The sequence below is a fragment of the Halomicrobium sp. HArcel3 genome (genome assembly GCF_058933135.1).
The window spans coordinates 1-21,620 of record NZ_JBZYDN010000006.1 but is presented as its reverse complement, the minus strand read 5'-3'; the positions used below and the strand labels follow the sequence as shown (position 1 = coordinate 21,620).

General features: G+C 65.5%; 23 protein-coding genes. 12 read left to right on the top strand and 11 right to left on the bottom strand.

Features of this window, described 5'->3' with window-relative positions; genetic code table 11:
• Positions 1-50: 50 nt before the first annotated feature.
• Positions 51-245, bottom strand: coding sequence for a DUF1328 domain-containing protein (locus tag AC5FRV_RS14920; protein WP_493561887.1), 195 nt, complete (start codon positions 243-245; stop codon positions 51-53).
• Positions 246-555: 310 nt separating this feature from the next.
• Here AC5FRV_RS14920 and AC5FRV_RS14915 point away from each other — a divergent pair, with 310 nt between their 5' ends.
• Together AC5FRV_RS14915 and otsB are read left to right on the top strand one after the other, a co-directional pair.
• Positions 556-2,097, top strand: a complete 1,542-nt coding sequence (locus tag AC5FRV_RS14915) for an alpha,alpha-trehalose-phosphate synthase (UDP-forming) (RefSeq protein ID WP_493561886.1) — start codon at positions 556-558, stop codon at positions 2,095-2,097.
• Entirely contained in the window at positions 2,084-2,905 is an 822-nt protein-coding gene (otsB, locus tag AC5FRV_RS14910) for a trehalose-phosphatase (protein WP_493561885.1), read from the top strand. The genes AC5FRV_RS14915 and otsB overlap by 14 nt, the downstream gene beginning before the upstream one ends.
• Here the strand turns inward: otsB and AC5FRV_RS14905 are convergent.
• The 3 genes from AC5FRV_RS14905 to AC5FRV_RS14895 form a co-directional block, all read right to left on the bottom strand.
• Positions 2,902-3,567: a DUF2238 domain-containing protein gene (locus tag AC5FRV_RS14905; RefSeq protein ID WP_493561884.1), complete on the bottom strand. Its 666-nt coding sequence runs from the start codon at positions 3,565-3,567 to the stop codon at positions 2,902-2,904. The two genes, otsB and AC5FRV_RS14905, sit on opposite strands and share 4 nt — an antisense overlap.
• Positions 3,567-4,148, bottom strand: a complete 582-nt coding sequence (locus tag AC5FRV_RS14900) for a hypothetical protein (protein ID WP_493561883.1) — start codon at positions 4,146-4,148, stop codon at positions 3,567-3,569. The genes AC5FRV_RS14905 and AC5FRV_RS14900 overlap by 1 nt, the downstream gene beginning before the upstream one ends.
• Positions 4,149-4,287: 139 nt before the next feature.
• Entirely contained in the window at positions 4,288-5,043 is a 756-nt protein-coding gene (locus AC5FRV_RS14895) for a GNAT family N-acetyltransferase (RefSeq protein ID WP_493561882.1), read from the bottom strand.
• A gap of 83 nt (positions 5,044-5,126) precedes the next feature.
• Between AC5FRV_RS14895 and AC5FRV_RS14890 the strand changes: the two genes are divergently transcribed.
• Entirely contained in the window at positions 5,127-5,384 is a 258-nt protein-coding gene (locus tag AC5FRV_RS14890) for a hypothetical protein (RefSeq protein WP_493561881.1), read from the top strand.
• A gap of 18 nt (positions 5,385-5,402) precedes the next feature.
• On the opposite strand, the gene AC5FRV_RS14885 is transcribed toward AC5FRV_RS14890, so the two are convergent.
• Positions 5,403-5,807, bottom strand: a complete 405-nt coding sequence (locus AC5FRV_RS14885) for a DUF5789 family protein (RefSeq protein ID WP_493561880.1) — start codon at positions 5,805-5,807, stop codon at positions 5,403-5,405.
• Positions 5,808-5,929: 122 nt separating this feature from the next.
• Between AC5FRV_RS14885 and AC5FRV_RS14880 the strand changes: the two genes are divergently transcribed.
• Positions 5,930-6,478 (top strand): uracil-DNA glycosylase, encoded by a 549-nt coding sequence (locus AC5FRV_RS14880; RefSeq protein ID WP_493561879.1) that lies wholly within the window; start codon positions 5,930-5,932, stop codon positions 6,476-6,478.
• Positions 6,479-6,517: 39 nt separating this feature from the next.
• On the opposite strand, the gene AC5FRV_RS14875 is transcribed toward AC5FRV_RS14880, so the two are convergent.
• The gene (locus tag AC5FRV_RS14875; RefSeq protein WP_493561878.1) at positions 6,518-7,552 is read right to left on the bottom strand and encodes a hypothetical protein; all 1,035 of its coding nucleotides are present in this window, start codon (positions 7,550-7,552) and stop codon (positions 6,518-6,520) included.
• A gap of 60 nt (positions 7,553-7,612) precedes the next feature.
• On the bottom strand, positions 7,613-8,917 hold the full coding sequence (locus AC5FRV_RS14870) for a CBS domain-containing protein (protein ID WP_493561877.1): 1,305 nt from the start codon (positions 8,915-8,917) through the stop codon (positions 7,613-7,615).
• 144 nt (positions 8,918-9,061) lie between these two features.
• Between AC5FRV_RS14870 and AC5FRV_RS14865 the strand changes: the two genes are divergently transcribed.
• On the top strand, positions 9,062-9,463 hold the full coding sequence (locus AC5FRV_RS14865; protein ID WP_493561876.1) for a DUF2267 domain-containing protein: 402 nt from the start codon (positions 9,062-9,064) through the stop codon (positions 9,461-9,463).
• A 147-nt stretch (positions 9,464-9,610) separates the two neighbouring features.
• Here the strand turns inward: AC5FRV_RS14865 and AC5FRV_RS14860 are convergent, their stop codons facing one another.
• Positions 9,611-9,979, bottom strand: coding sequence for a hypothetical protein (locus AC5FRV_RS14860; RefSeq protein ID WP_493561875.1), 369 nt, complete (start codon positions 9,977-9,979; stop codon positions 9,611-9,613).
• A gap of 393 nt (positions 9,980-10,372) precedes the next feature.
• Positions 10,373-11,017 (bottom strand): hypothetical protein, encoded by a 645-nt coding sequence (locus AC5FRV_RS14855; RefSeq protein ID WP_493561874.1) that lies wholly within the window; start codon positions 11,015-11,017, stop codon positions 10,373-10,375.
• Between the two features lie 227 nt (positions 11,018-11,244).
• On the opposite strand from AC5FRV_RS14855, the gene rdfA reads away from it, so the two are divergent.
• Together rdfA and AC5FRV_RS14845 are read left to right on the top strand one after the other, a co-directional pair.
• Entirely contained in the window at positions 11,245-11,856 is a 612-nt protein-coding gene (rdfA, locus tag AC5FRV_RS14850; protein WP_493561873.1) for a rod-determining factor RdfA, read from the top strand.
• A gap of 133 nt (positions 11,857-11,989) precedes the next feature.
• A complete protein-coding gene (locus tag AC5FRV_RS14845) occupies positions 11,990-13,939 on the top strand; it encodes an archaea-specific SMC-related protein (protein ID WP_493561872.1) in 1,950 nt (649 codons plus the stop codon).
• Between the two features lie 474 nt (positions 13,940-14,413).
• On the opposite strand, the gene AC5FRV_RS14840 is transcribed toward AC5FRV_RS14845, so the two are convergent.
• Positions 14,414-14,710: a hypothetical protein gene (locus AC5FRV_RS14840; RefSeq protein ID WP_493561871.1), complete on the bottom strand. Its 297-nt coding sequence runs from the start codon at positions 14,708-14,710 to the stop codon at positions 14,414-14,416.
• A 454-nt stretch (positions 14,711-15,164) separates the two neighbouring features.
• Between AC5FRV_RS14840 and AC5FRV_RS14835 the strand changes: the two genes are divergently transcribed.
• The 3 genes from AC5FRV_RS14835 (at position 15,165) to AC5FRV_RS14825 (ending at position 17,608) form a co-directional block, all read left to right on the top strand.
• Positions 15,165-15,866 carry a helix-turn-helix domain-containing protein gene (locus AC5FRV_RS14835; protein ID WP_493561870.1) on the top strand — a complete coding sequence of 234 codons (702 nt, stop codon included), beginning with the start codon at positions 15,165-15,167 and terminating at the stop codon, positions 15,864-15,866.
• Positions 15,867-15,912: 46 nt separating this feature from the next.
• Positions 15,913-16,299, top strand: a complete 387-nt coding sequence (locus tag AC5FRV_RS14830) for a DUF4112 domain-containing protein (RefSeq protein ID WP_493561869.1) — start codon at positions 15,913-15,915, stop codon at positions 16,297-16,299.
• Between the two features lie 76 nt (positions 16,300-16,375).
• A complete protein-coding gene (locus AC5FRV_RS14825) occupies positions 16,376-17,608 on the top strand; it encodes an AI-2E family transporter (protein WP_493561868.1) in 1,233 nt (410 codons plus the stop codon).
• A gap of 24 nt (positions 17,609-17,632) precedes the next feature.
• On the opposite strand, the gene AC5FRV_RS14820 is transcribed toward AC5FRV_RS14825, so the two are convergent.
• Positions 17,633-17,920 (bottom strand): hypothetical protein, encoded by a 288-nt coding sequence (locus AC5FRV_RS14820; protein WP_493561867.1) that lies wholly within the window; start codon positions 17,918-17,920, stop codon positions 17,633-17,635.
• Positions 17,921-18,867: 947 nt separating this feature from the next.
• Here AC5FRV_RS14820 and AC5FRV_RS14815 point away from each other — a divergent pair.
• Positions 18,868-19,806 (top strand): PGF-CTERM sorting domain-containing protein, encoded by a 939-nt coding sequence (locus tag AC5FRV_RS14815; RefSeq protein ID WP_493561866.1) that lies wholly within the window; start codon positions 18,868-18,870, stop codon positions 19,804-19,806.
• Positions 19,807-20,194: 388 nt separating this feature from the next.
• A partial coding sequence (locus AC5FRV_RS14810) for an ice-binding family protein (RefSeq protein WP_493561865.1) occupies positions 20,195-21,620 on the top strand: 1,426 nt, incomplete at its 3' end.

Below are 21,620 nucleotides of genomic sequence, written 5' to 3'. Positions count from 1 at the left end.
TATACTGCAGGCAGTTCGCCCGTCGGCTAGCGGGGAAACGGTGCGGCCGGCTAGAGGACGAAGGCGATCACTGCCAGGATCAGGAACACCACGACGAGTATCTTCGCGATGTCCATGGAGATCCCGGCGACGCCGCCCATCCCGAGGGCCGCGGCGACGATGGCGAGGACGAAGAAGGCGATCGCCCACGTGAGGAAGTCACCGCCGCCGAGTTGCAGGGCCAGGTCTGTCAGCGTCGCGTACATCTCAGACCACCTCCGCGTCGTCGGCGCGGTCTGGCGGGCTCGACCGCCGGCGCTCGCTGCTCAGTGCCTCGTCCGCACCGTTCGCGCCAGAGTTGACTGGCATACGGGTACGTGTTGGCCACGAAACAGGTAACCCCTGTCGCTTGCGAGTGCATGCGCTTGAAGGACACACAGCGGGCGGCGGGACGCCGTCTCTGTGGCTCTCCGCACCGCTCCCGTCTGGCGGTTCGCCGTCGTCCCCGTATTAAATGCCCCGCGTGTGCAGGGGCGGGGTCTACCTGGGTCGAGGAGGTACCATGGTGTAGCCGCTATGGAGAAGTCACATCTCTCGGAGGGGTCGGTCGACCGCGGGTCGACCCGGCCCACGCCCGGCGTCCCGGGCGAGGAACTTCTCGTTCTCTCGAATCGCCAGCCCTATCGCCACTCCTACGACGACAGCGGCGGGATAACAGTCGACGCCCCGACCGGCGGGCTGACGGCCGGTCTCGACGCGGTCATGCGGCAGGTGAACGGCACCTGGATCGCCTGGGGCGACGGCGACGCGGACGCCGCCGTCGTCGACGACGGCGGGCGAGTCACGGTCCCGCCGGGGGAGAGCGACGGGCAGTACACCCTCGAACGGCTCTGGCTCACCGACGAGCAGGTCGACAACTACTACTACGGCTTCAGCAACCGCGTGCTGTGGCCCATCTGCCACTCCGCGCTGACCAACGTCGACGGCAACGCCCGGTTCTGGGACCACTACCAGGGCGTCAACGAGCGCTTCGCCGACGCCGTGGTCGACGCCGCCGACGCCCAGTCGGCCGTCTGGTTCCACGACTACCACCTCGGCCTCGCCGCGGAGATGGTCCGGGACCGCATCCCCGAGGGCGCGTTCTGCATCCACACCTGGCACATCCCGTGGCCGTCGTGGGACGTGTTCCGCGCCTGTCCGCACGGCCGCGAGATTCTCCGCGGGATGCTCGGCAACGACCTCGTCGGGTTCCACGTCCCGCGGTACTGCGACAACTTCCTGCGCTGTGTCTCGGCGGCGCTCCCGGAGGCCCACGTCGACTGGGAGAATCGGCGCGTCGTCCACGAGCAGTCCGTGACGACGGTTCGTGCGTTCCCGATGGGCGTCCCCGCCGACGACATCAACCGCCAGGCCAAGCGCCCCGGGGCCGAGAAATTCTGGCGTGACTTCAGGGACACCCACGGCATCGACGATGGAATGAAGGTCGGGGTCGGCGTCGACCGCCTCGACTACACGAAGGGGATCCCCCAGCGGATCGAGGCGCTCGAACGCCTCTGGGAGAGCTCCTCGCAGTGGCGCGAGTCGTTCACCTACGTCCAGGTCGGCACCGAGACGCGCTCGCAGATCACGGCCTACGACGACTACCAGCAGCGGGTCGAGGACGCCGTCGCGGACGTCAACGAGCGCTTCGGCACCGACGACTGGCAGCCCATCGTCTACACGACCGACTACCTGGCGGACGAGGCGCTGTACGCGCTCTACCGCTTCGCCGACGTCGCCATCGTCAGCCCGATCCGGGACGGGATGAACCTCGTCTGCCAGGAGTACGTCGCCGCCCAGCAGGACGACGACGGCGTGCTCGTCCTCAGCGACCAGGCGGGCGCCCACGACGAACTCCACGAGTGGGTCATGTCGATCAACCCCCACGACACGACGGCGTTCAAGGAGACTATCGACGAGGCGCTGGCCATGCCCCGGGAGGAACGTCGCCCCCGGATGGACGCGCTCCGGCGCCACGTCGCGACGAACGACATCTCCACGTGGATCCGCACTATCTTCGCGACCGTCGAGGCGCTCCGCGAGCCGACCCCGCAGGACCAGCACCATGCGAGCGTCTAGCCCGCCGCCGACTGTCGAGGACCGCCGCGCTGTCCTCCACGACCGCTTCGTCGACGCGGCCGGTGCCCTGCTCTGCCTGGACTTCGACGGGACGCTGGCGCCCATCGTCGATCAGCCGGACGAAGCCGCGATGGCGCCCGACTGCAGATCCGTCGTGGGCAGACTCGTCCGGGATCCGTCCGTCGACGTCGCGGTGATCAGCGGCCGGGCCATCGACGACCTGCAGGGCCGCGTCGACGTCGACGGCGTCGTCTACGCGGGCAACCACGGCCTCGAACTCAAGCGACGCGACCAGACGGAGATCGTCCCGGAGGCGGACGAGCAGCGCGACGCCATCGACGACGTCTGCGCCGAAATCGAAGCGGCGACGGAGTCGATCCCCGGCACCCACGTCGAGCACAAGGGCGTCACCGCGACGGTCCACTACCGGCAGGTCCCCGAGGAGCGCGTCCCGGAGGTCGTCGAGTCGGTCGACGCGAGCGTGGCCGACGTCGCGGCGCGGATGGACGCCCCCGGCGAGCCGTTCGAAGTGCTCGCGGGCAAACAGATCCGCGAGATACGCCCCCGCGTCGACTGGGACAAGGGCCGCGTCGTCGAGTTGCTCGCCGAGGACGTCCCCGACGACTGGGACGTCGTCTACGTCGGCGACGACACGACCGACGAGGACGCCTTCGAGGTCGTCGAACCCCAGGGACTCGGCGTGGCAGTCGGGGACACTCCCGATACCGCGGCGTCGGTACGCGTTCCGGACCAGGACGGGGTCGCCGACTTCCTCGAACTCGTCGCGGACGAGGTGTCGTCGGACTAGTCGGCGGGACGGTCCGCGCTGTCGTCGCGGTCCGCAGCACGTTCCCCGGTCCCGTCGACGTGGCGGTCCACTACCGACCGCAGGCCGTCGAAGTAACGCGTCCCCCAGATGGCGACGAGGACGGCGCCGGCGATGCTGAACAGCATGTCCAGGACGACGTCGCCGAGGCCGAACTGGGCCAGTAGCGGCTTGCCGCCGAAGACCACCGCGAGTTCACTGAGCGTGAATTCGGCGACCTCCCAGATCACGCCGAGCGCACCGGCGAAGACGACGATGAAGACGAACCGGAGGTTCGGTGGAATCTCGACGCTGTCGTACTCGTTCTCGATCACCCGGACGAGGGCGTAGCCGACCCCCGCCACCACCGCTCCGGACACACCGTGTGCGATTTGATCGTACCAGCCGAACGTCCGGTAGAGGCCGAGCATCCCGACGGCGTGCAGGAACGCCGCCGTGACGATCCACAGCGACAGCACCGGGCTGAGCTGGTTGTCGTAGCGGTAGCGGACGTACAGCGGAAAGAGCGCGATCAGGAACGGGAGGCCGGCGTTGGCCAGCATTCCGGCGCTCACCTGCAGGACGGCGTAGGCCGTGATGGCACCGAGCGCCAGCTGCATCGCGTACGTCGCCAGTCGAAGGGCCCGACCCAGGTCGAGATCCATCACGAACCTCCCACCTCCGCCGACGATCCACTGATCGACCCGTAGCGCTGGAAGTAGAGGTGGAAGAGGACGCCCGCGGCGACCCCGGCGCCCGTCGCGCCGACGAGCTCCCACATCAGGGCGACTCGGCCGGCGAGGAACGACGTCTCGAGGAGCACGTCGGAGAAGTACTGGAGGATACCCCAGAGTGCGGCGACGGTCAGCGTCGTCAGGACGACGAACAGCACCGCGAACCAGGGCGGCATCTCCGTCGCGGAGAACGAATCGATCTCGACGGCCACCAGCAGCGCCAGCGCCGCCACCGAGAGGTACGTCAGCGGCGTGACGAACAGCCCGGCCCACTGGGCGACGAGCGGGACCGCTGCGAGCGCGAGCGGCTCCCAGGCGACGAGCACGGTCGCGTCCCACCGGAGCACGGTCGGGACGAGCGCGACCGCGACGACGGTGGCGCCGAAGACGGCCCAGAGGAGATCACCGACGGCCAGACTCGCGAGCGTGCCGGCGACGAGCACCCCGACGAGCGTCCAGGTGACGGCGGCGTTCAGCGAGCGAGACTCGACGAGTCCGCGCAACCGTGCCATCACTCCAGCTACGGGCGTCTCGCCCTAAACGCTTGTTCCGCTGCCGTGTCGGGGACGAACGGGGACGAGCGGGGACGAACGGGGAGCACCGACGAGTGCCGACGACCACTGACGGCGGTCGGGAAAGATCGCCGCCCGGTCAGAGGTAGGAGGCGTCCCACCGGGTCGCCTTCCGCTTGTTGCCGCAGTTGTTACAGACGATGCGGCCCATCGAGTCCATCGTGTTGTCGATGGAGTCGCAGTCGCCGCAGAACCAGCCGTAGCGCTCGCTCAGTTTCCGGGTCCCGAAGACGGGGTAGAACGGCGCGCGGAGGCCGCGCTCACCCTCGCTGAAGTTGACGAACAGCTCCCGGTCGTCCGGGCCGGCGACCCCTTCGAGTACCTGCTCGGTGGGTTCGTCGTCCAGCTGTTTCTCGAAGACGACCTCGTCGAACTCCTGGTCGCCGATCTCGATCGTCGTCGCCTCTGCACGTTCGAAGCCGTGGTCGGTGTAGAACCCCGTCCCCGCCTCGTTCCCTTCGAGGACGAGCCCGCGGAGGACGGCGGCCTCGCTGTCTTCGAACGTCTCCTGGACGTGACCGAGGAGCTGGACGCCGATCCCCTCCTCGCGCTCGCCCGGGACGACGTGGAGCCAGTGGATCTCGCCGACGACCGGCTCCGTCTCGACGGTGGCGCCCTGGGCGAACCCGACGACCTCGTCGTCCACCTCGACGACGTCGAAGACCACGTGGTCGTCGTCGAGGAGCTCCCTGATGCGCTCGGATGCGTACCACTGCTCGACCATCTCGTCGATGGTCTCCTCGTCGACGAAGTGGCTGTAGGACTCCGAAAGCGAGGCGCGGGCGGCCTGCGCGATGTCCTCGTCGTCGTTCCCCGTTGCGGTGCGGATTTCCATGGGATATGTTCACTCTCCAGTTATAAATTGGTTGCCACGCCGGGAGGTTTATCGGCGCGCCGCTCCACGTCACGGGTGAGACAATGGCAGAGTCATCCCCCGACGAGAGCGACGCGGCCAGAATGATGCTCGAACCCGACGCCATCCACGAAGGGGACGGCGGCCCGTCCATCGACTGTCCCCAGTGCGGCGCGACCAACACCCTCGTCAGCATCGTCGAGGAGGGGCGCTGTACCGGCGTCCTCGACGACGACGCCGCCGAGGTCGAGTCCGAGGACGAACAGCTCCAGCAAGGGGGCTGTGGCGCGAAGCTATCGCTCGAACTGGTCTGGGCGGCGTGACGGGGCGACCGACGCCGGCTACTGTCGTCGCTCTTCGCCCGCTTCCCCGGTTCCGAGCGGTTCGGCCTCGTCGTCCAGCGGGTCGACCGCCCGCTCGTCGTTGTACTCCTCGTCGCCGGCCGCCTCGCCGGTCAGCTCGTTGAGCACGGCCTCGCGGGCCTCGTCCGGTGACTCGAAGCGCTCGTCGACGAGCCGGTCGAAGACCGAGCCCAGCGACTCCGTCTCGTTGACCAGGTCGAGTTCCTGGTCTGCGTACTCGACGGCCAGTTCCTCGCTCGTCGCCGGGTACTTCGACTCCTCGAGCATGCCGACGTCGCCGAGCGCGTCCTCGACGGTCTCGGTCCGGTCGCGGCGCCGCTCGTTCGCGCTGTCCTGGACGCGCTCGTGGTCGGGGTCGTAGCCACCGCTCCCGTCGTTACTCATACGTCCTGGTAGGGTCAGCGGACTGAAAGACCTGTTCCCGAACCCGCTGGGGGCGAGGCTCTCGTCCGCCGTCCCGGCGAAAGACCGTAGCCCGGCGCGACCCAATCCCGAGGTGAACGGCCATGCCACTCGACATTCGGGAGCGGTTCGAAGCAGAGCTAGCGGAGATTCCCGACGACCTGTTCGACCGGGAGCGATTCGTCGGCGGCGTGGGCCCGGCGGACGCGGACGTCGTCTTCGTGGGCGAAGCACCCGGCACCAGTGAGGTCGAGCAGGGCGAACCCTTCGTGGGCAACGCCGGCCGCGTGCTGGACTCGCTGCTGGAAGACGTCGGCATCGAGCGGGAGCAGGTGTACGTCACGAACCTCGTAAAGGTGCGCCCGCCGGAGAATCGCGACCCGACCAGCGGCGAAATCGAGGCCTGGCGTCCGGTGCTGTGGGCCGAAATCGAGGCGATCGACCCCGCGGTCGTCGTCCCGCTGGGCGCGTTCGCCAGCCGCGAGATCGTCGAGCGGGACGCCCCCATCTCGGACCTCCGTGACGAGACCTACGAGCGGGACGGCTACGTCGTGGTCCCGACGTACCACCCCGCCGCGACGTTCTACGACGACAGCGTGAAGGCGGGGCTGGCGGCGGACCTCGAACGGGTCGCCGAGCTGGCGGGAACGTAGGGAGAGAAACGGGTTTCAGGCGGGACTCGTCGCCGGTCCTCAGGGCCCGCGCTCGCCCTTGCGGGCTCTGTCGTCGCGGTGGTCGCCGGGCCGCTGGTGAGCCAGTCCCTCCTCTGCGAGGTGCTGGGGGTGCTGGTCGGCCTCCCGGTCGCCGCGCGCCTGCGGGACGTTCCCCTCGTCACCTCGTTGCTGGTCGCTCTGGTGATGACTGCCCTGGCCGTGGCCGCTCTGGCGGTGGCCGCCCTGTTGCTGGCGCTTCCCGCCGTGGTGGCCGCGGTGCTGGCCCTGGTGGCCGTGGCTCAGGTCGCCGCGTTGCTGGCCGCCCTGCGGGTCGTCGGCCTGCTGGCGACTCCGGGGTTCGTCACCTCCCCGGTGGGTCTGCTGCTGGCTGGGGGGCTGGTGGGATTGCTGGTGCTGCTGAGACTGCTGGTGTCCCTGCCCGCGCCCCTGGCCGCGCTGGTGCTGGTCGGACTGCGGGTTCTGCTGCCAGTTCCCGGATGCGATTCGGACCTGCCCATCGCTCTCGCCCCCGTGTTCGTGGCCGGTGTACAGCCGCTGACCACCCTGATATCGTTGCCCCTGTTGCTGGTGACGCTGCTGCTGGTGGCGCTGCTGCTGACGACCCTGCTGCTGGTGACGCTGGGGTTGTCCGGATTGCTGGTTCGGCGGCTGCTGTTCGGACGTGCGCTGGAACTGGTCACCCTGCTGGTGACTGGACTGTCCCTGGTGGTGTCCGGACCGAGTCTGCTGGTGACCACCCCCTCGCTGGTGGGACTGCTGCGGGGAGGAGTGCTGCCCGGACTGCTGGGCCCGCTGGGATTGGTGGCCATGCTGCTGACGCTGCTGGTTGCCGCCGTGGTGCTGCTGGTGCCCACTTGCGTGGTGATGCTGTTTCGTCTCCTCGTGGGGGGCGGGGCTCCGATTGCGGGACTGGTGACTCACGTCCTGGTCCCCGTGGTGGTTGCCCGAGCGGGGTTGCTGACCCGCCCGCTGCTGGCGATGGTGGGGAGCGTCGGTCTGGTTCTGTTGTTCGTGGAACGATTCGTCGTCGGACCGGTAGGGGTCTCGTGTCATGGTGATGGTGTCGATGCGGTGGCTGACTGGTTACGCGTGTATGCGTTTACTGACGTCGTATTACGATTCGAGCCACCAGCTGACGAGGTGCTCGGCCGCCTCGCGCTCGCCGGGGGAACGCCGTTCCTCGATAGTGTGGCTCTTGTCGTCCAGGACGGTGCGTTCGAGGCGGTCACGGGCCGCTCTGATCGCCGGCGCGGCGCCGTACTCCTCGCCAGTGCCGGCGAAGCGGCCCTTGTTCGTGAACAGCCGGATGGTCGCGCGAATGAGCGGCATGCCGCGCTGGCGTTCGCGGTGGTTCTGGAGGACGACGTAGGCCTCGATGACGTCCATCTCGTCGTACTTGTCGTCGACCGCCTCGATCATCTCGGCGACGTCCTCCCGGGAGAGGTCGGTCAGGAGATTCATGCCGAACACCTGGAGGCGCGTCTCCGCCTCGTCGGGCGTCCAGGTGAGCGATCGCAACACGTCGGTCAGCGTCAGGATGCCGTCGGGGCCCTCCTCGGGGAGTTCGACGACGAGCGAGGTGTAGTCGTTGTCGAGCATCTCGCCGGCGGCGTCGCCCAGCGACGTCGTCGGCCCGGTCACCTTCACGGGCGAGTTCATGACGTTCCCGACCGGGAGGTCGAGCAGGCGGTGCTCGTCGCCGGCGCGGTCGCCGTAGCCCGTGTGGGTGCGGTAGTTGCCCCGCGACCCGCTGCCGCCGTGCCCGTCGAACCCGGCGGTGCTCCCGCCCTCCATCCGCTGGTTCTCGCGGACGATGAAGTCGATGACGTCGTAGTAGCTGGCCATCCCGACGGCCTCCCGCCTGGTCGGTTCCTCGCGCTCGGCGCCGTCGCTCGTCCGTCCGGACGTCGCCGCCCGGTCGCCCTCGCCGGTCTCTTCGATGACGGGAACGCGGGAGATCCCGTGGGTCCGGAGCGTGTTGATCACCTCGCCGAGAGTCGTGTCGGGGTCGACCGAGACCAGGTCCTGCGTGTAGACGTCGTTGACGTCTAGCGCGTCCAGGTTGGGCCGGACGGCCCGGACGATGCTCGAAGCGGTTGCGATGCCCTCGAAGACCTCGCCGTCGTACACGGGCAGCAGGTTCAGGTCGCTCTCGACCATCAGGCGCGAGACTTCCCTGATGTCGTCGCGCCTGTCGACCTGCGGAACGTCGTCTCGCATCAGGTTCGCGGCCTTCTCGTTGGGGTTGTGGTGAGAGGAGACGAGCTGTTTCCGCGTGACGACGCCCGCGATATCGTCGCCCGTCCCGATCAAGAGTGCTTTGGAGCCGTGTTCTTTGAACGCGCCCATCAACTTCGACACTTCCGTCGACGGGTCGAACTCGAAGTACTCGGTCGTGAGAGCCTCTGCTATGTCCATCGTCGAGCTCCTCGCCCGAGGTTGGACTGCAATCGGCATAATGGCCGGGCTTTCAGGTGCCGGTCCGACCTCGGTGGACGTAACAGTAGATTGAACAGACGTGGGGCCGATAGCCCACGTAGCGCCTCGCGGCGCAGACACACTATGGACCGTGACGACATCCTCGACGCGACAGCACGCCGTGCCGGTCTGGACTCGGAGCGAGCCGCCGAACGGGCGGTGCTCGCGACCATGACGACGCTCGGCGAGCACGTCTCGAAGGAGGAATCACAGCAGATGGCCGCACAGCTCCCGCCGGAGATCAGCGACGCGATGACGAGCCGCAGCACGGACTCGCCGGAGGAGTACGACGTCGCCGAGTTCGTCGACCGGGTCGTCAGGCGGGAGGGCGGCGAGGTGAGCGAGGAGGAGGCGGTGGTACACAGCCGCGCCGTGATGGCGACCCTGGCCGACGCCGGCGTCCGGACCGAACTCGAGGACGCACGCGATCGTCTCCCCAGCGAGTTCGCCACGCTGTTCGAGACGGACGACCTCGACGCGGAGTGACCGACGGACGGCGCGCCGCTCGACGCCGGTAACTCCCGCTTACGCGGGTCGGGCGCGTTGAAACCCCGGAACCATCACCCCCGTTTAATAGACGCGGCCGGCACTGTCAACTGTCAGCACGCGTGTGGCTGGCGGATCCGCATGAGCTCAGACGACTCCACCGAGGGCGACGAGACGGGCCGCAGTGGCGACCAGCACCGTGACGACGACCAGCGGGAGGAGGCGTCCCAGGGGGAGCAGCGCGGGGGGCTGCCGCCGCGTGACCCCGAGACCGGCCAGTTCGTCCCGAAATCGGAACGCGAGGGACGGATCGACGGTGAGGACCGGGCCGAGGAGACCGACGAGACTGACGACGCGGGAACGCGGGATGCCGACCACCGTCGCGGCGTCCGAACGGGTCGAGGGGACCAGGTCCACCAGTCGGACCACTTCGACCGGGGCCAGCAGCCAGTTCACTTCGACCGGGGCCAGCAGTCCGCCCAGTCGGGCCGCGGCCAGCACCCCAACCAGGGCCACGGGTCACAGTCGAACCAGCGCCCGCAGCAGCGCCGACCGTCAGATCCCGGTTTCCAGCCCCAGCAGAGTCAGCAAGATCAACGGGCGCCCCGGCAACGGAAACAGGGAGTGCAATACCAGCAGGATCAACCTGCCGTCAGGGGACGGCGAGCGCAATCGCAACCACAACCGACGGCCCAGCAACAGCCCCACGCCCAGGCTCGACCACAGCGAGCCCGGCAGCAGGGCCAGCCCCCGTCCCAGCAGTCTCACCAGCCTGGCTGGCAGTCGCACCAGCCCGGCCGGCAGAACCAGCCGCGAGGAGCGCAGCCACAGCCCGAGCGGTCCCGGACACAGCCCCGGCAATCGCAGCCACAGTCCCAGCCGTCGCAATCACAGCCCCAAACCTGGCAGTCACAGCCCCAGTCCCACGGCCAGTCCGGGCAACCCCGGCAGACCCAACAGCGTTCGCAGCGCCAGCAGCCTGGACAGTCGACCGGCCACCAGCGAGACGCGCCGGCCCAGCACCAGCCTGAGCAGTCGGTGATGCAACAGCCCGAACAGCCGGGTACCCAGCGCCAGCAGCCCGGCCAGCCGTCGCAACAGTCCAGCCAGTCGCCCCAGCAGCCCGGCCAGCCGCCACAGCAACGCGGCGAGTCGCCCCGGCAGCCGTTCCAGGGCCAGCCACAGCAGCCCCAGCGTTGGGGCCAGGAAAACCAGGCAGCCCGTCCCCAGTACTCGTTCCGGTACACGTCCCAGTCCACGGAGCAGCAGCGGACTGGACCGACAGATCGGGAGTTCCAGCCCCAGCAGTCGAGCCAGGACCCGCAATCTGGCCAGCGTCAGCACGACACCGGCCAGCAGGAGTCCCACCGCGGACAGCCCCGGTCCCGTCGGAGCGGCCAGCAGTTCCCGCAGCAGGACCCGCAATTCCGACAGAACGACCGGCAGTCCGACCGAAAGAGGGGAGGTCAGCAGTCTGGACGAGAGCGCCGGGACCAGGGGTGGTAGCGTGCCGGACGGCCGGCCGACCGACTTCGATCCGGCTGGCGATAACACGGGCGTGGAGTCCGCCTCTATCGAGTTCTTCCGAGTTGCACGTTCTGGTGCCCCCTGTCGAACCGCAGAGACGCCCAGTGGTCACGGGGGAATCTCGCAGTCACGGCGGGACCTTCCCGCGGTCACGGAGAAGCCTCGCAGTCACGGCGGGATCCACCGGTCAGAGAGAGGTTACCGGGCGATAACTTCGTGTTAAACTTATAGCCCGGGCGGCCCTAGCCCGCGGTATGAACGAGAGCGAACCGGTCGACGCCGCCGTCGAGCCCTGTTCGTGCAAGCTCGGACGGAACCTCGCGGCCTACGGGCTCGAGGACCTGCACGCGACGGTCCGCCAGCGGCGGGCCGACGGCGACAGCCTCCGGGACCTCGAACGGTTCGTGAACCGGTCGCTGCTCGACGCCGCGCTGCGCGAGGCCGGCGCCGACGTCATCGGCGACGTCGACGGCATCTACGACGCGCTGACCGGCGACGACGTCAGCGCCGGGAAGCGGACGGAGGTCCGCGAGCGTCTCGAACACGCCGGCGTCGACGTCGGTGCAGTGGAGGCGGCGTTCGTCTCCTACCAGACCGTTCGGAGCCACCTCAGGGAGTGTCTCGACGTCGAGACCGCCCGCGAGAGCCGGCTCTCCGTGGACGACGCCCGGGGGACCATCGAGTGGGCCCGCTCGCGCAGCGAGGGCATCGTCGAGCGGACGGTCCAGCGACTCGCCGCGGCGGAGGAGGTCGCTGCCGGCGACGTAGACGTCTCCCACGTCGTCCGGATCGACTGTTCGGACTGTGGCGCCTCCTACCCCGTCGACCGGTTCGTCGACCGCGGCGGCTGTGACTGCGGCGACTGAACGCGGAGTAAGCCGACGTTATCGCCCTCGCGGTCGTCACGGAGAGAACGAGGAGGCAGTCGCGACTTCGGTCGTGGATAACTGGCAAGGTATAAATGGAGATGTGACGAACTCCTGACCGAGTGTTGGATGAATGGTAGCTAACGCCGAATCGGAGCCGCTGCGGGTCGCCGTCGAGAACCTGGGTGGGATCGATTCACGCGAACTGACGTTCGAGCCGGGCGTGACGGTGCTCACGGGACGGAACGCCACGAACCGGACGTCCCTGCTCCAGGCGGTTACCGCGGGACTGGGCGGGTCGTACGGCGAACTCAAGAGCGACGCCGAGTCGGGCGAGGTCGAACTCGCCGTCGGCGAGGAGACCTACGACCGCCGCTTCCGCCGTGACGGCGACGGCGTCCTCGTCAGCGGCGACCCCTACGCCGACGACGCGTCGCTCGTCGACCTGTTCAGCAGCCTCCTGGAGGTCAACCCCGCCCGCCGCGCCGTCGAGCGCGGCGACGGAGACGCACTGCGGGAGATCATCATGGAGCCGGTCGACACCGAGGCGATCACCGCCGAGGTCGAGTCGACCCAGCGGGAACTCCGCGAGATCGAGGACCGCCTCGACGAGATCGAACGGCGCCGGTCGAACCTGGCGGCGCTGAAGGAACGCCGCGTGGCTGCCGAAGACGACCTGGCCGACGTGGAGTCCGAACTTGCGGACGTGCGCGAGGCCGTCGCCGAGTTCGAGGCCGACGCCGAGACCGCCGAGGAGGCGGAGGCCGTCGTCGAGGAGCTCACCGAGACGCGCGAGGCCTACGAGTCGGTCAGGAACCAGCTCGATACCCAGCGCAGCGCGGTCGAGTCCCTGGAGACCGAGCGCGAAGAGACCCGCGAGCGACTGGACGACCTGTCCGTCCCCGAGGCGGAACTGGAAGCGACGCAGGACGAACTCGAACGACTCCAGCGGCGCCGGCGCGGGCTGGAGAACACCGTCAACGACCTGGTCTCCATCGTCGAGTTCAACGAGCGGCTCGTCGACGACGGCGCGGCCGCGCTGTCAGGGGTCGGCGAGGACGGCGCCGACGCGGACGGCAGTGGCGTGGTCGACGAACTCGACCCCAGCTCGGGACAGATCGAGTGCTGGACCTGCGGGACGACGGTCGACCGGGGCGAGGTCGAGGAGCGACTCGACGGCCTGCGCGACGTCGTGGAGGACCACCGCAGCGAGCGAAACGAACTTCGGAAGCGGATCGACGAGACGCGCGCGACGCTGTCGGACCTGCAGGACGCCGTCGACGAGGAGGAGTCCCTCGAAGCGAAGGTCGAGGAGATAGACGGAGAGCTCGACGAGCGCGAGGCCCGCATCGAGGAGCTGTCGGCCCGCGAGGACGACCTCCAGGCGCAAATCTCGGCCCTCGAAGACGAGGCCAGCGAGTCCGAGAGTCTCCGCGACAGCGAACTGCTCGACCGGTACGAACGGCGCTCCGAACTGGAGTACGAGCGCGGCCAGCTGGAGGAGAAACTCGACTCGCTGGAGTCGGAGATCGAGACGATCGAGGCACTCGACGACGAACGCGAGGAACTGGAGAGCGAGCGCGAGCAGTTGCGTGAGGAGCTGACCTCGCTGCGGAACCGGATCGAGAACCTCGAGCGGTCGGCAATCGAGACGTTCAACGACCACATGGAGACCGTGCTCGACCGCCTCGGCTACGAGAACGTCGAGCGCGTCTGGATCGAGCGGAAAGCCGCCGAGAGCGGGCGCGGCTCGGGGTCGGACAGCACGTTCTCCCTGCACGTCGTCCGGTCCGCCGAGGACGGCGCGGTGTACGAGGACACCGTTGACCACCTCTCGGAGTCCGAGCGCGAGGTCATCGGGCTAGTCGTCGCGCTGGCGGGCTACCTGGTCCACGACGTCCACGAGTCGGTGCCGGTGATGGTGCTGGACTCGCTGGAGGCTATCGATGCCGACCGCATCGCGGCGCTGGTCGAGTACTTCGCCGACTACGCCCCGTTCCTCGTCGTCGCGCTACTGCCCGAGGACGCCCAGGCGCTCGACGACGACTACGAGCGGGTCGTGATGGACGAGGCCCTCGCCTAGGGTAAGTTCGCTGACTCTTCACACGGGTTTCGGTGTTAAGCAGGCCGGAAATTCCAGAATCGCCTCCCAGGTAGTTTCCAGTATAGTCGCAAGATGTCACGGCGCCACGGGTCACCGCGCCCCAGTACTGGAGAAAGGTCAAGGCGTTCCGGACGGCCTCTTCCCGGCGGGGACAGAGGTCGAAGGACTGGATGCGCTGTTCGACCGCCCCGGGAGTGTATATCCGCTCGTCCGCTGACCCGTCCCTCGGCGCGACGACGCTCCGCTCGCCGCGGGCCGTGATGACAGAGGCGTCTTCGCCCACGCGGCGAACCAGCCCGTTGTCGGCGAGTTCGGGGGGTCGTTCGCGTAGGTACTATTCTGCAGTCACTGAATCCACATCTCAACGGAGTTCACTATCTATCAGCACGTCGCGGCTGTCCCCCCTACAATCGTGGTTGAATACGAACGATCTGAAGGAATCAACTGGCCCGTTCAGATATCCAACCCACCGGTGATCCGGTAGATCGTGCCCTCGTACTCGACGAACAGGACGACGGACACGTCGTCTCCCGCCGGTAGGAACGGATCGAGCGTCTGCGTGATGGCTCGCGTCTGTTCCGACGTCGTCTCGATACGGGTCGTTTCGTTCACTGAGGCGCGCTTCAGTAGTGTCCCCAGAAGCGTCGAGTCCCGCGTCTCGTTGATCGCCCTCCACTGCAGGACCGTTACTGTCTCGGTCGACGACGAGTTCATCTCTTCGAGGACCTCCGATTGCGGGACCTGTGTCACGTGATACGTCCCTTCTGGATACGTCTCGCCCTGTAACGGTCCCTTGTGCAAACCGAGGCCTGCGACCGTGAGGCTACCGACGGCAATGATGACGAACGCTATACCAACCGCGAGTCGTCGATTACGCATCCGAACTAAATAATTACGTTAAGGTGATCCTCGCCGTAACTTATGTCCATTGCTTCCACACTGTGGTATGGACAGTCAACTTCTACAAGCGTCTGAATCTGAACGCTGATCCCGGCGATGTACGCCCCACTTCCATTCCGAACCCTGTAACAGGGCCCGCCGGAGTCGCCGTCGTGAGCTGCGGCTTCCGCGATGAAGCCCATCCCAGGTAGTTGCCAGCTATCACGGCGCCGTCGGTCGATTCCGGGCGGCTTGCGAGTGCACGACGCTATCCTAAAGAGCTAGGGCGTACGCATATACCCGGTCCTTGCAAAGTAAACTGTCAATGAGTACTATCGTCGAGGCGCACGTGCCGGCCGAGCAGTTCGCCCTGTCGGAGACCCTGCGGGCGCTTCCCGACGCTGAATTCCGGATGGTCCGACTCGTCGCGCACGGTGGCGACAGCGTGATGCCGTTCCTGTGGGCCCAGCCAGCGGACGACGAGGAACTCACGGCGGCGCTCGAGGACGACCCCACCGTCGGCGACGTCGACGTCCTCGCCGAGTTCGAGGACGAGAGCCTGGTCCAGGTGGACTGGCAGGCCCGCATTCGGGTGCTCGTCTCCATCGTCAGCGAGGAGGACGCGACGATACTCGACGCCCACGCCCGCGAGGGAACCTGGCGCCTCCAGATATTCTTCCCCGACCACGACTCCGTGTCGACGGTGTACGACTTCTGCGAGGAGTACGGGATCGACGTCACCCTCGAACGGATCTGCGACATGTCCGACTCCTACCAGCAGGACGGGATCCGACTGACCGAGGAACAGTACCAGGCTATCTCCCACGCCTACGAGGCGGGCTACTACGACGTCCCGCGGCGCATCAACCAGGAGGAACTGGCCGAGTCCTTCGACGTCTCCCACCAGGCCCTCTCGGAGCGGCTCCGCCGGGGCCACCAGACGGTCATCGCCAACATGCTGTACCGCAAACTCCAGCGCCCCGACCGGGCGGTCGCGCCGCGGATGAGCCACAAGATGGACAGCTAGCGGTCAAACGATAAACCTCTATCAGCGTCCAGTCCCAATCGTGGCTATGGCCCAGACGTCCCAGCCTGCGACGGACACCGCCGAGACGGCGGCCGCCGAACCGGCAGCGCTTGAGCGCGCCCGCGTGGTCGGCACCGTCCTCGACGAGTCGATTACGGTGCCCGGGACAGGGTTCAAGGTCGGTCTCGATCCCATCCTGGGGATCCTCCCGATCGCCGGCGACTCCGTCGCCGCCGTCGCCTCGCTGTACATCGTGTTCGTCGGCCTGCGACTCGGCGTGTCCAGGCTGGCGCTCGCCAAGATGGTCGCCTACGTGGCACTGGACTTCACCGTCGGGTCCGTCCCGGTTCTGGGGACCGTCGTCGACGCGTTCCTGAAGGTGAACGTGCGCAACGTGGGGACCATCGAGCGCCACGTCGGTAGCGACTACTGACCCGGCCGGCACGAACGCAGAACTGTCTTCTCGCCGACAAACCATTTCAGCGTGAGCGCCGTAGGTGGAGACGAAAATGGACGGATCAGGACTCGACGACCCACCGGACCGGGCACGGATCGGCTGGTGGCTGTTCGTCCTCGCGCTCACGGCCGTCGCGGGGTTCATCGCCTACTCCTTCGTCGGGATGATCGTCCTCGGCGTCTTCGGCTACTACGCGACGCGACCGATCGACCGGCGGATGGAGTCGGTCGTCGACTCCGAGGGGCTTGCGGCCTCGCTGACGGTGCTCGTCGTGCTCGTCCCGCTCGTCGCCGTCCTGTTCTACGCGGGCGCCCGGATATTCACGCAGGCCCGGGAGGCACTGGGCGGGGCGACTGCCCTCGGCGCGCTCGAAGACGGGCTCGGGATACTCCCGGCGGAGGGGAGTTCGTCGCTGCCCGCGCTGCTCGAGAACCCTGGACAGATCCTCGCGGATCCCCAGGGGACAACGCAGACGATATTGCAGACGGGGGTGGAGGCGGCGTCGTCTCTCTTCGGTGGGCTGTTGCTCGTCGGCCTGGCGCTGACGCTGTCGTACTTCCTGCTGGAGAACGACCACGAACTGGAGGACGGGTTCCGCCAGCTGGTCGGCGGCCGCGACGCGACGGCCTACGCCTACGCCTCGGCCGTCGACGAGGACCTGGAGTCGGTCTTCTTCGGCAACTTCCTCTTCCTCCTGCTGATGGCCGTCATCGCGACGGTCACGTACTGGGTGACGAACCTCCTCGCGCCCGAGGGACTCGGCGTCCCGATGATCTTCGTCCTCGGCTTTCTCACCGGCATCACGAGCCTGATCCCCGTCGTCGTCGGGAAGGTGATCTACCTCCCCGTGGTGGCCCTGCTCGCGTTCCAGGCGGTGAGTGGCGGCGGCCAGTTCGGGTTCGTCGCCGCCGCCCTCGTCGCCTACTTCCTCGTCCTCGACATCCTCCCGCAGACGTTCCTCCAGCCCTACATCACGGGCCGGCAACTCGACGTGGTCGTGCTGATGTTCGCCTACCTGCTCGGCCCGGTGCTGTTCGGCTGGTACGGCTTCTTCCTCCTCCCCATTCTGTTCATCCTGATGCTCGAAGTCGTCCGCATCGTGCTCCCCTCGCTGATCCACGGCGAGGACGTCACCCCCACCGTGGAGATGGGCGATTCGGTCGGAACCAATCCCCGGTCCGAACTCGACGAGGTTCCCCAGCGCGACGAATCCTCGCGGTCGGGCGAGAGAACGGATGAGGACGGCGACGGGTCCAGCGGTGGCGACGCCGCCGACGCCGGATGAGCGACCGGGCTGAACAGCCTCGGATCAGCCGTCGTCCGGACCGCCGGAACCACTCGATACCGGTCTCTCGACGGACTGCTGATACTCCCAGATCCCTCGTCTTTCGTCCGTCTCCTCACCGTCTCCCGTGGTCGTATAGACGTTGTCGCGGACCCGGAGGACTAGCCCGTTGTCGGCGAGCTTCGGGAGCCGCTCGCGAATAGCCGGCTCGTCGCCATCTACGCCCTCAGCTAGCGACGAGATGTTGGCGTCCTCCTCCTGGAGCAGCGAGAGCGAAACCAGCGGTGGAAGAGGCCGATACCTCAGGTACATACGAGTTTGCCGGACAACCCTCTCATCTGAACCACGGCCCCTCGTTCATTGACTCTAATCTGATGTACCACTAAACCACACGACGTGGACGGACTGATGCCCGAAATACTGCAGTTCTCGTGATGTAATGTACAGTAATCACGCGATGGCGCTCCACTCCCCCGCACCTACATTACCGATTTAACTTGCCCCCACGAATATCGGCCTCTCAGCGAGACTCTAGCCTGGGGAATTCTCAGTCTCGTGAGGATTGTGATCAGTGAATTCCAGATTCGTTGCTACCCCCCGGAGGCCCCAAGAGTTCGAGTCACCAGCCATCCACTGGCCTATATCAGCCTTTGAACAAGATCGGCGTTCGTTTGGGTGATGACGATGCGCATCGAGATCGCCAGCCGGGGGCGCGAACGAGAAGCAAGGGACCTCAGTTACCATGGGGAGTGTTCTCCCCCTCGACTGCCGTGAACGGCGAGAACTCTCTCGCTGTTGAAGAGTAGGCCCGGACGAGATTTCGAAAACGCTCTTCTGTCGGAGATTGGGATCAGTTTCAGCGCTGGCTCTCGGTCGAAGTGGCCAAGGTACGGATCGCTGTTGTAACCCCTGCTCTCCCAGCAACGAGCTTGTTCGACGAGAACGATAGCCGGTATCTGTGACTACTCTCGATATAGGTTCTCGTCTCCGAACTGGTAGGAACCCCATACTTATCTGCCAAGTAATTGATTGCTGTTTCAACGCATGTATTCACTGCCGAACGACGTTGAGTTCCCCGCAGTGTTCAAGGTGGGACCAGCTCAAGCGATACCCCTCCTTGGAGCGTACCCAAACGATTCGGATCGCCTGCACGTGGTATCATCGCGCTCCGAAGCGCGAACCGCTGAAGGTTGCGGAACGGGGGTTCCGTAACGATGCCGTCTAGAGAGATCTTGCGTTTCTCTCTCGTCCCATTTTGCGTGGCACTGTTGATCGCCGCGAGTTTCTCCCTGATCGGGGGTGCCGCTACGGTGATCTCCGCCGAGAACGTGAGCGAAGAAGCGTACGCTGAGCCGGTCCCCACCCCGGGTGATCCATATTTCGAAGCCGAAGATCCCGATGGTGAGTGGATCAGCTACGTCAACCCGCGCGACGAGTATCGCAGCCCGTACATCGGGAACGGTTCCGCGAAAATCTGTCTCACCCTTCTTAACGAGGCCGGCAACCCGATCGTCGGTAAGACCGTGCCGAATACGACAGTAACTGTCCCCACTGGTGATTCTACTGCGTGGCATAGCTCGGCGGATCCAATCACGGTCCAATTCCCGCTTACCGAGCACTACGATCGTCCGCTTGATGCCGATCAGTTCGGTACGAACCCGGATCTCCCGCAGGGAGATGGATACCTCGATTCGCATTGTATCGAGTTCCACGGGCTGTCGAGCAACGCAACGATCAAGTACGGGAAGGCGTCAATCGATGGACCATCCGCACACAAAATCGAACTGGTTGGGTACATCGAAAAGTCTAGACAGACCTGGGATTCGGCGGTGGATCCGACCGCGGACACAGTATCCTACCGGGAAACGGGCGGAGGGTGGAGCTTCACGCCACAGGCGTCTCACGGGCAAGTCGTCGTGGTTCTGCAACTCGGTACTGAAGAGACGGGCGACGAACGGTCGGCGGAGTTGTCGGAACAGACTAGCGACGACACGGAGTCGTCTGAGGAAGACGACTCGACTGGTTCAGACACCAGTACACCGTTATCGAACGGTGAAGCAAGGGTGGATCACGACAACGGTACTAGGGACCACGAGTCCGTGTCCAGCGGCGTCGTCGATCGGTTGGTCCTGCCCGGTGCTGGGCTTCTCGCGATGATCGGGTTACTTGCTGTAGCCTGGCGGTCTCGACTCCGCTGACCCAAGTGTCGAGACGCATCACCTCTAGCAGTCCTCGGTAATCCTACAGACTTTCTCAACTCGCTCTTCTGTCGGAGATTGTGGATCTAGGTCAGCGATAGCTCCCGATTGACGCGGACAGCGCACGGGTTGCTATTGAGACCACTACGCTCACCTCGATGAACTAGTTTGGTGGGACGATCTCCCGTTTCTGTGACTCTTCGCGGTGTACTCGACTCGTTCAACTATGAACGTAGAGCGTCTTTATCCGACGATTCTGGACGGAGACTGAAATCCGCAATGTACTACACATGAGTGGCCGTTTTTCACGGAGGTTAACACATGAGGTGCCCCAGTAAGTTACTAATAACAAGGTTGGAAATGACTGAAAGTTGATCTGGAAAGGTCAATGAAAACCAATAGAAGAACCTACCTCAAACTGTTGTCAGCAAGCGGATTGGCTGTGTTTGGGGCATCAACTGCTTTAAGCGAAGAACACAGAAGTCCAGTCGACCTCGGAGAAGCCAGTAATTATACGATTCTGGCGAAATCAGGAATTTCAACGGTACCTGATTCCGATGTGACGGGAAATATCGCCGTGAGCCCAATTGACTCGACCGCCATCACCGGTTTCGATTTAGTGTTGGATTCATCGGGCGAATTCGCGACATCGGATCAAGTGAGCGGACGCGTATACGCGGCTGACTACGCGCCACCGACCCCGTCCATCCTGACCACAGCTGTGGGCGATATGGAATCTGCGTATACCGACGCCGCCGGCCGCTCACCTCCTGACTTTCAAGACCTGAACGGTGGCGAAATCGGCGGTCTGACCCTGGTCCCTGGAATCTACAACTGGAGTACGGATGTTTCAATGAGCGATGACATTACCCTCGCGGGCGGTCCAGATGATGTCTGGATCTTCCAGATCGATGGCAATCTTACGACGGCCAGCGGCACCAACGTCCTCCTGACTGGCGGTGCCGAGGTCGAGAACATCTTCTGGCAGGTTGCTGGCGGTGCCGGTGTAGAGATCGGAACGAACGCGCAGTTTTCGGGAGTTGTACTGTCTGAAACGGAAATCAACGTGCTTACTGATGCGAGGGTCGACGGATGCCTGTACGCACAGACTAGGGTCGATCTGCAGATGGCGACAGTTACCGGCTGCGAACCTATCGAAACGGTAACCGACACCGACACCGATACCGACACGGAAACCGACACCGACACCGACACGGAGACCGACACCGACACCGATACCGACACCGACACCGATACCGACACGGAAACCGACACCGACACTGAAACTGACACCGATACCGACACGGAAACCGACACCGACACGGAGACCGACACCGACACTGAAACCGACACCGACACTGAAACCGACACCGACACTGAAACCGACACGGACACGGAAACCGACACGGAAACGGAAACCGACACTGAGACGGAAACTGAAACGGAAACCGACACGGAAACTGAAACTGAAACTGAAACTGAAACTGAAACCGACACGGAAACTGAAACCGACACGGAAACGGAAACCGACACTGAGACGGAAACCGACACTGAAACCGACACGGAAACTGAAACCGACACGGAAACGGAAACGGAAACCGACACTGAGACGGAAACTGAAACGGAAACCGACACGGAAACGGAAACTGAAACTGAAACTGAAACCGAAACTGAAACCGACACGGAAACGGAAACCGACACGGAAACGGAAACCGACACATCGGATAAGGACGGAAAGAAGAAGCCAGATATCAAAAAGGACGTTCGATTTGAGGCAGAATGTCGAACAGACAAACGTATCAAACACGTCGTCC

What these genes read in the sequence shown, in the direction of transcription:
- AC5FRV_RS14920 (WP_493561887.1), bottom strand. Translation starts at nt 245, where the DNA reads ATGTACGCGACGCTGACAGACCTGGCCCTGCAACTCGGCGGCGGTGAC.
- AC5FRV_RS14915 (WP_493561886.1), top strand. Translation starts at nt 556, where the DNA reads ATGGAGAAGTCACATCTCTCGGAGGGGTCGGTCGACCGCGGGTCGACC.
- otsB (WP_493561885.1), top strand. Translation starts at nt 2,084, where the DNA reads ATGCGAGCGTCTAGCCCGCCGCCGACTGTCGAGGACCGCCGCGCTGTC.
- AC5FRV_RS14905 (WP_493561884.1), bottom strand. Translation starts at nt 3,567, where the DNA reads ATGGATCTCGACCTGGGTCGGGCCCTTCGACTGGCGACGTACGCGATG.
- AC5FRV_RS14900 (WP_493561883.1), bottom strand. Translation starts at nt 4,148, where the DNA reads ATGGCACGGTTGCGCGGACTCGTCGAGTCTCGCTCGCTGAACGCCGCC.
- AC5FRV_RS14895 (WP_493561882.1), bottom strand. Translation starts at nt 5,043, where the DNA reads ATGGAAATCCGCACCGCAACGGGGAACGACGACGAGGACATCGCGCAG.
- AC5FRV_RS14890 (WP_493561881.1), top strand. Translation starts at nt 5,127, where the DNA reads ATGGCAGAGTCATCCCCCGACGAGAGCGACGCGGCCAGAATGATGCTC.
- AC5FRV_RS14885 (WP_493561880.1), bottom strand. Translation starts at nt 5,807, where the DNA reads ATGAGTAACGACGGGAGCGGTGGCTACGACCCCGACCACGAGCGCGTC.
- AC5FRV_RS14880 (WP_493561879.1), top strand. Translation starts at nt 5,930, where the DNA reads ATGCCACTCGACATTCGGGAGCGGTTCGAAGCAGAGCTAGCGGAGATT.
- AC5FRV_RS14875 (WP_493561878.1), bottom strand. Translation starts at nt 7,552, where the DNA reads ATGACACGAGACCCCTACCGGTCCGACGACGAATCGTTCCACGAACAA.
- AC5FRV_RS14870 (WP_493561877.1), bottom strand. Translation starts at nt 8,917, where the DNA reads ATGGACATAGCAGAGGCTCTCACGACCGAGTACTTCGAGTTCGACCCG.
- AC5FRV_RS14865 (WP_493561876.1), top strand. Translation starts at nt 9,062, where the DNA reads ATGGACCGTGACGACATCCTCGACGCGACAGCACGCCGTGCCGGTCTG.
- rdfA (WP_493561873.1), top strand. Translation starts at nt 11,245, where the DNA reads ATGAACGAGAGCGAACCGGTCGACGCCGCCGTCGAGCCCTGTTCGTGC.
- AC5FRV_RS14845 (WP_493561872.1), top strand. Translation starts at nt 11,990, where the DNA reads ATGGTAGCTAACGCCGAATCGGAGCCGCTGCGGGTCGCCGTCGAGAAC.
- AC5FRV_RS14835 (WP_493561870.1), top strand. Translation starts at nt 15,165, where the DNA reads ATGAGTACTATCGTCGAGGCGCACGTGCCGGCCGAGCAGTTCGCCCTG.
- AC5FRV_RS14830 (WP_493561869.1), top strand. Translation starts at nt 15,913, where the DNA reads ATGGCCCAGACGTCCCAGCCTGCGACGGACACCGCCGAGACGGCGGCC.
- AC5FRV_RS14825 (WP_493561868.1), top strand. Translation starts at nt 16,376, where the DNA reads ATGGACGGATCAGGACTCGACGACCCACCGGACCGGGCACGGATCGGC.
- AC5FRV_RS14820 (WP_493561867.1), bottom strand. Translation starts at nt 17,920, where the DNA reads ATGTACCTGAGGTATCGGCCTCTTCCACCGCTGGTTTCGCTCTCGCTG.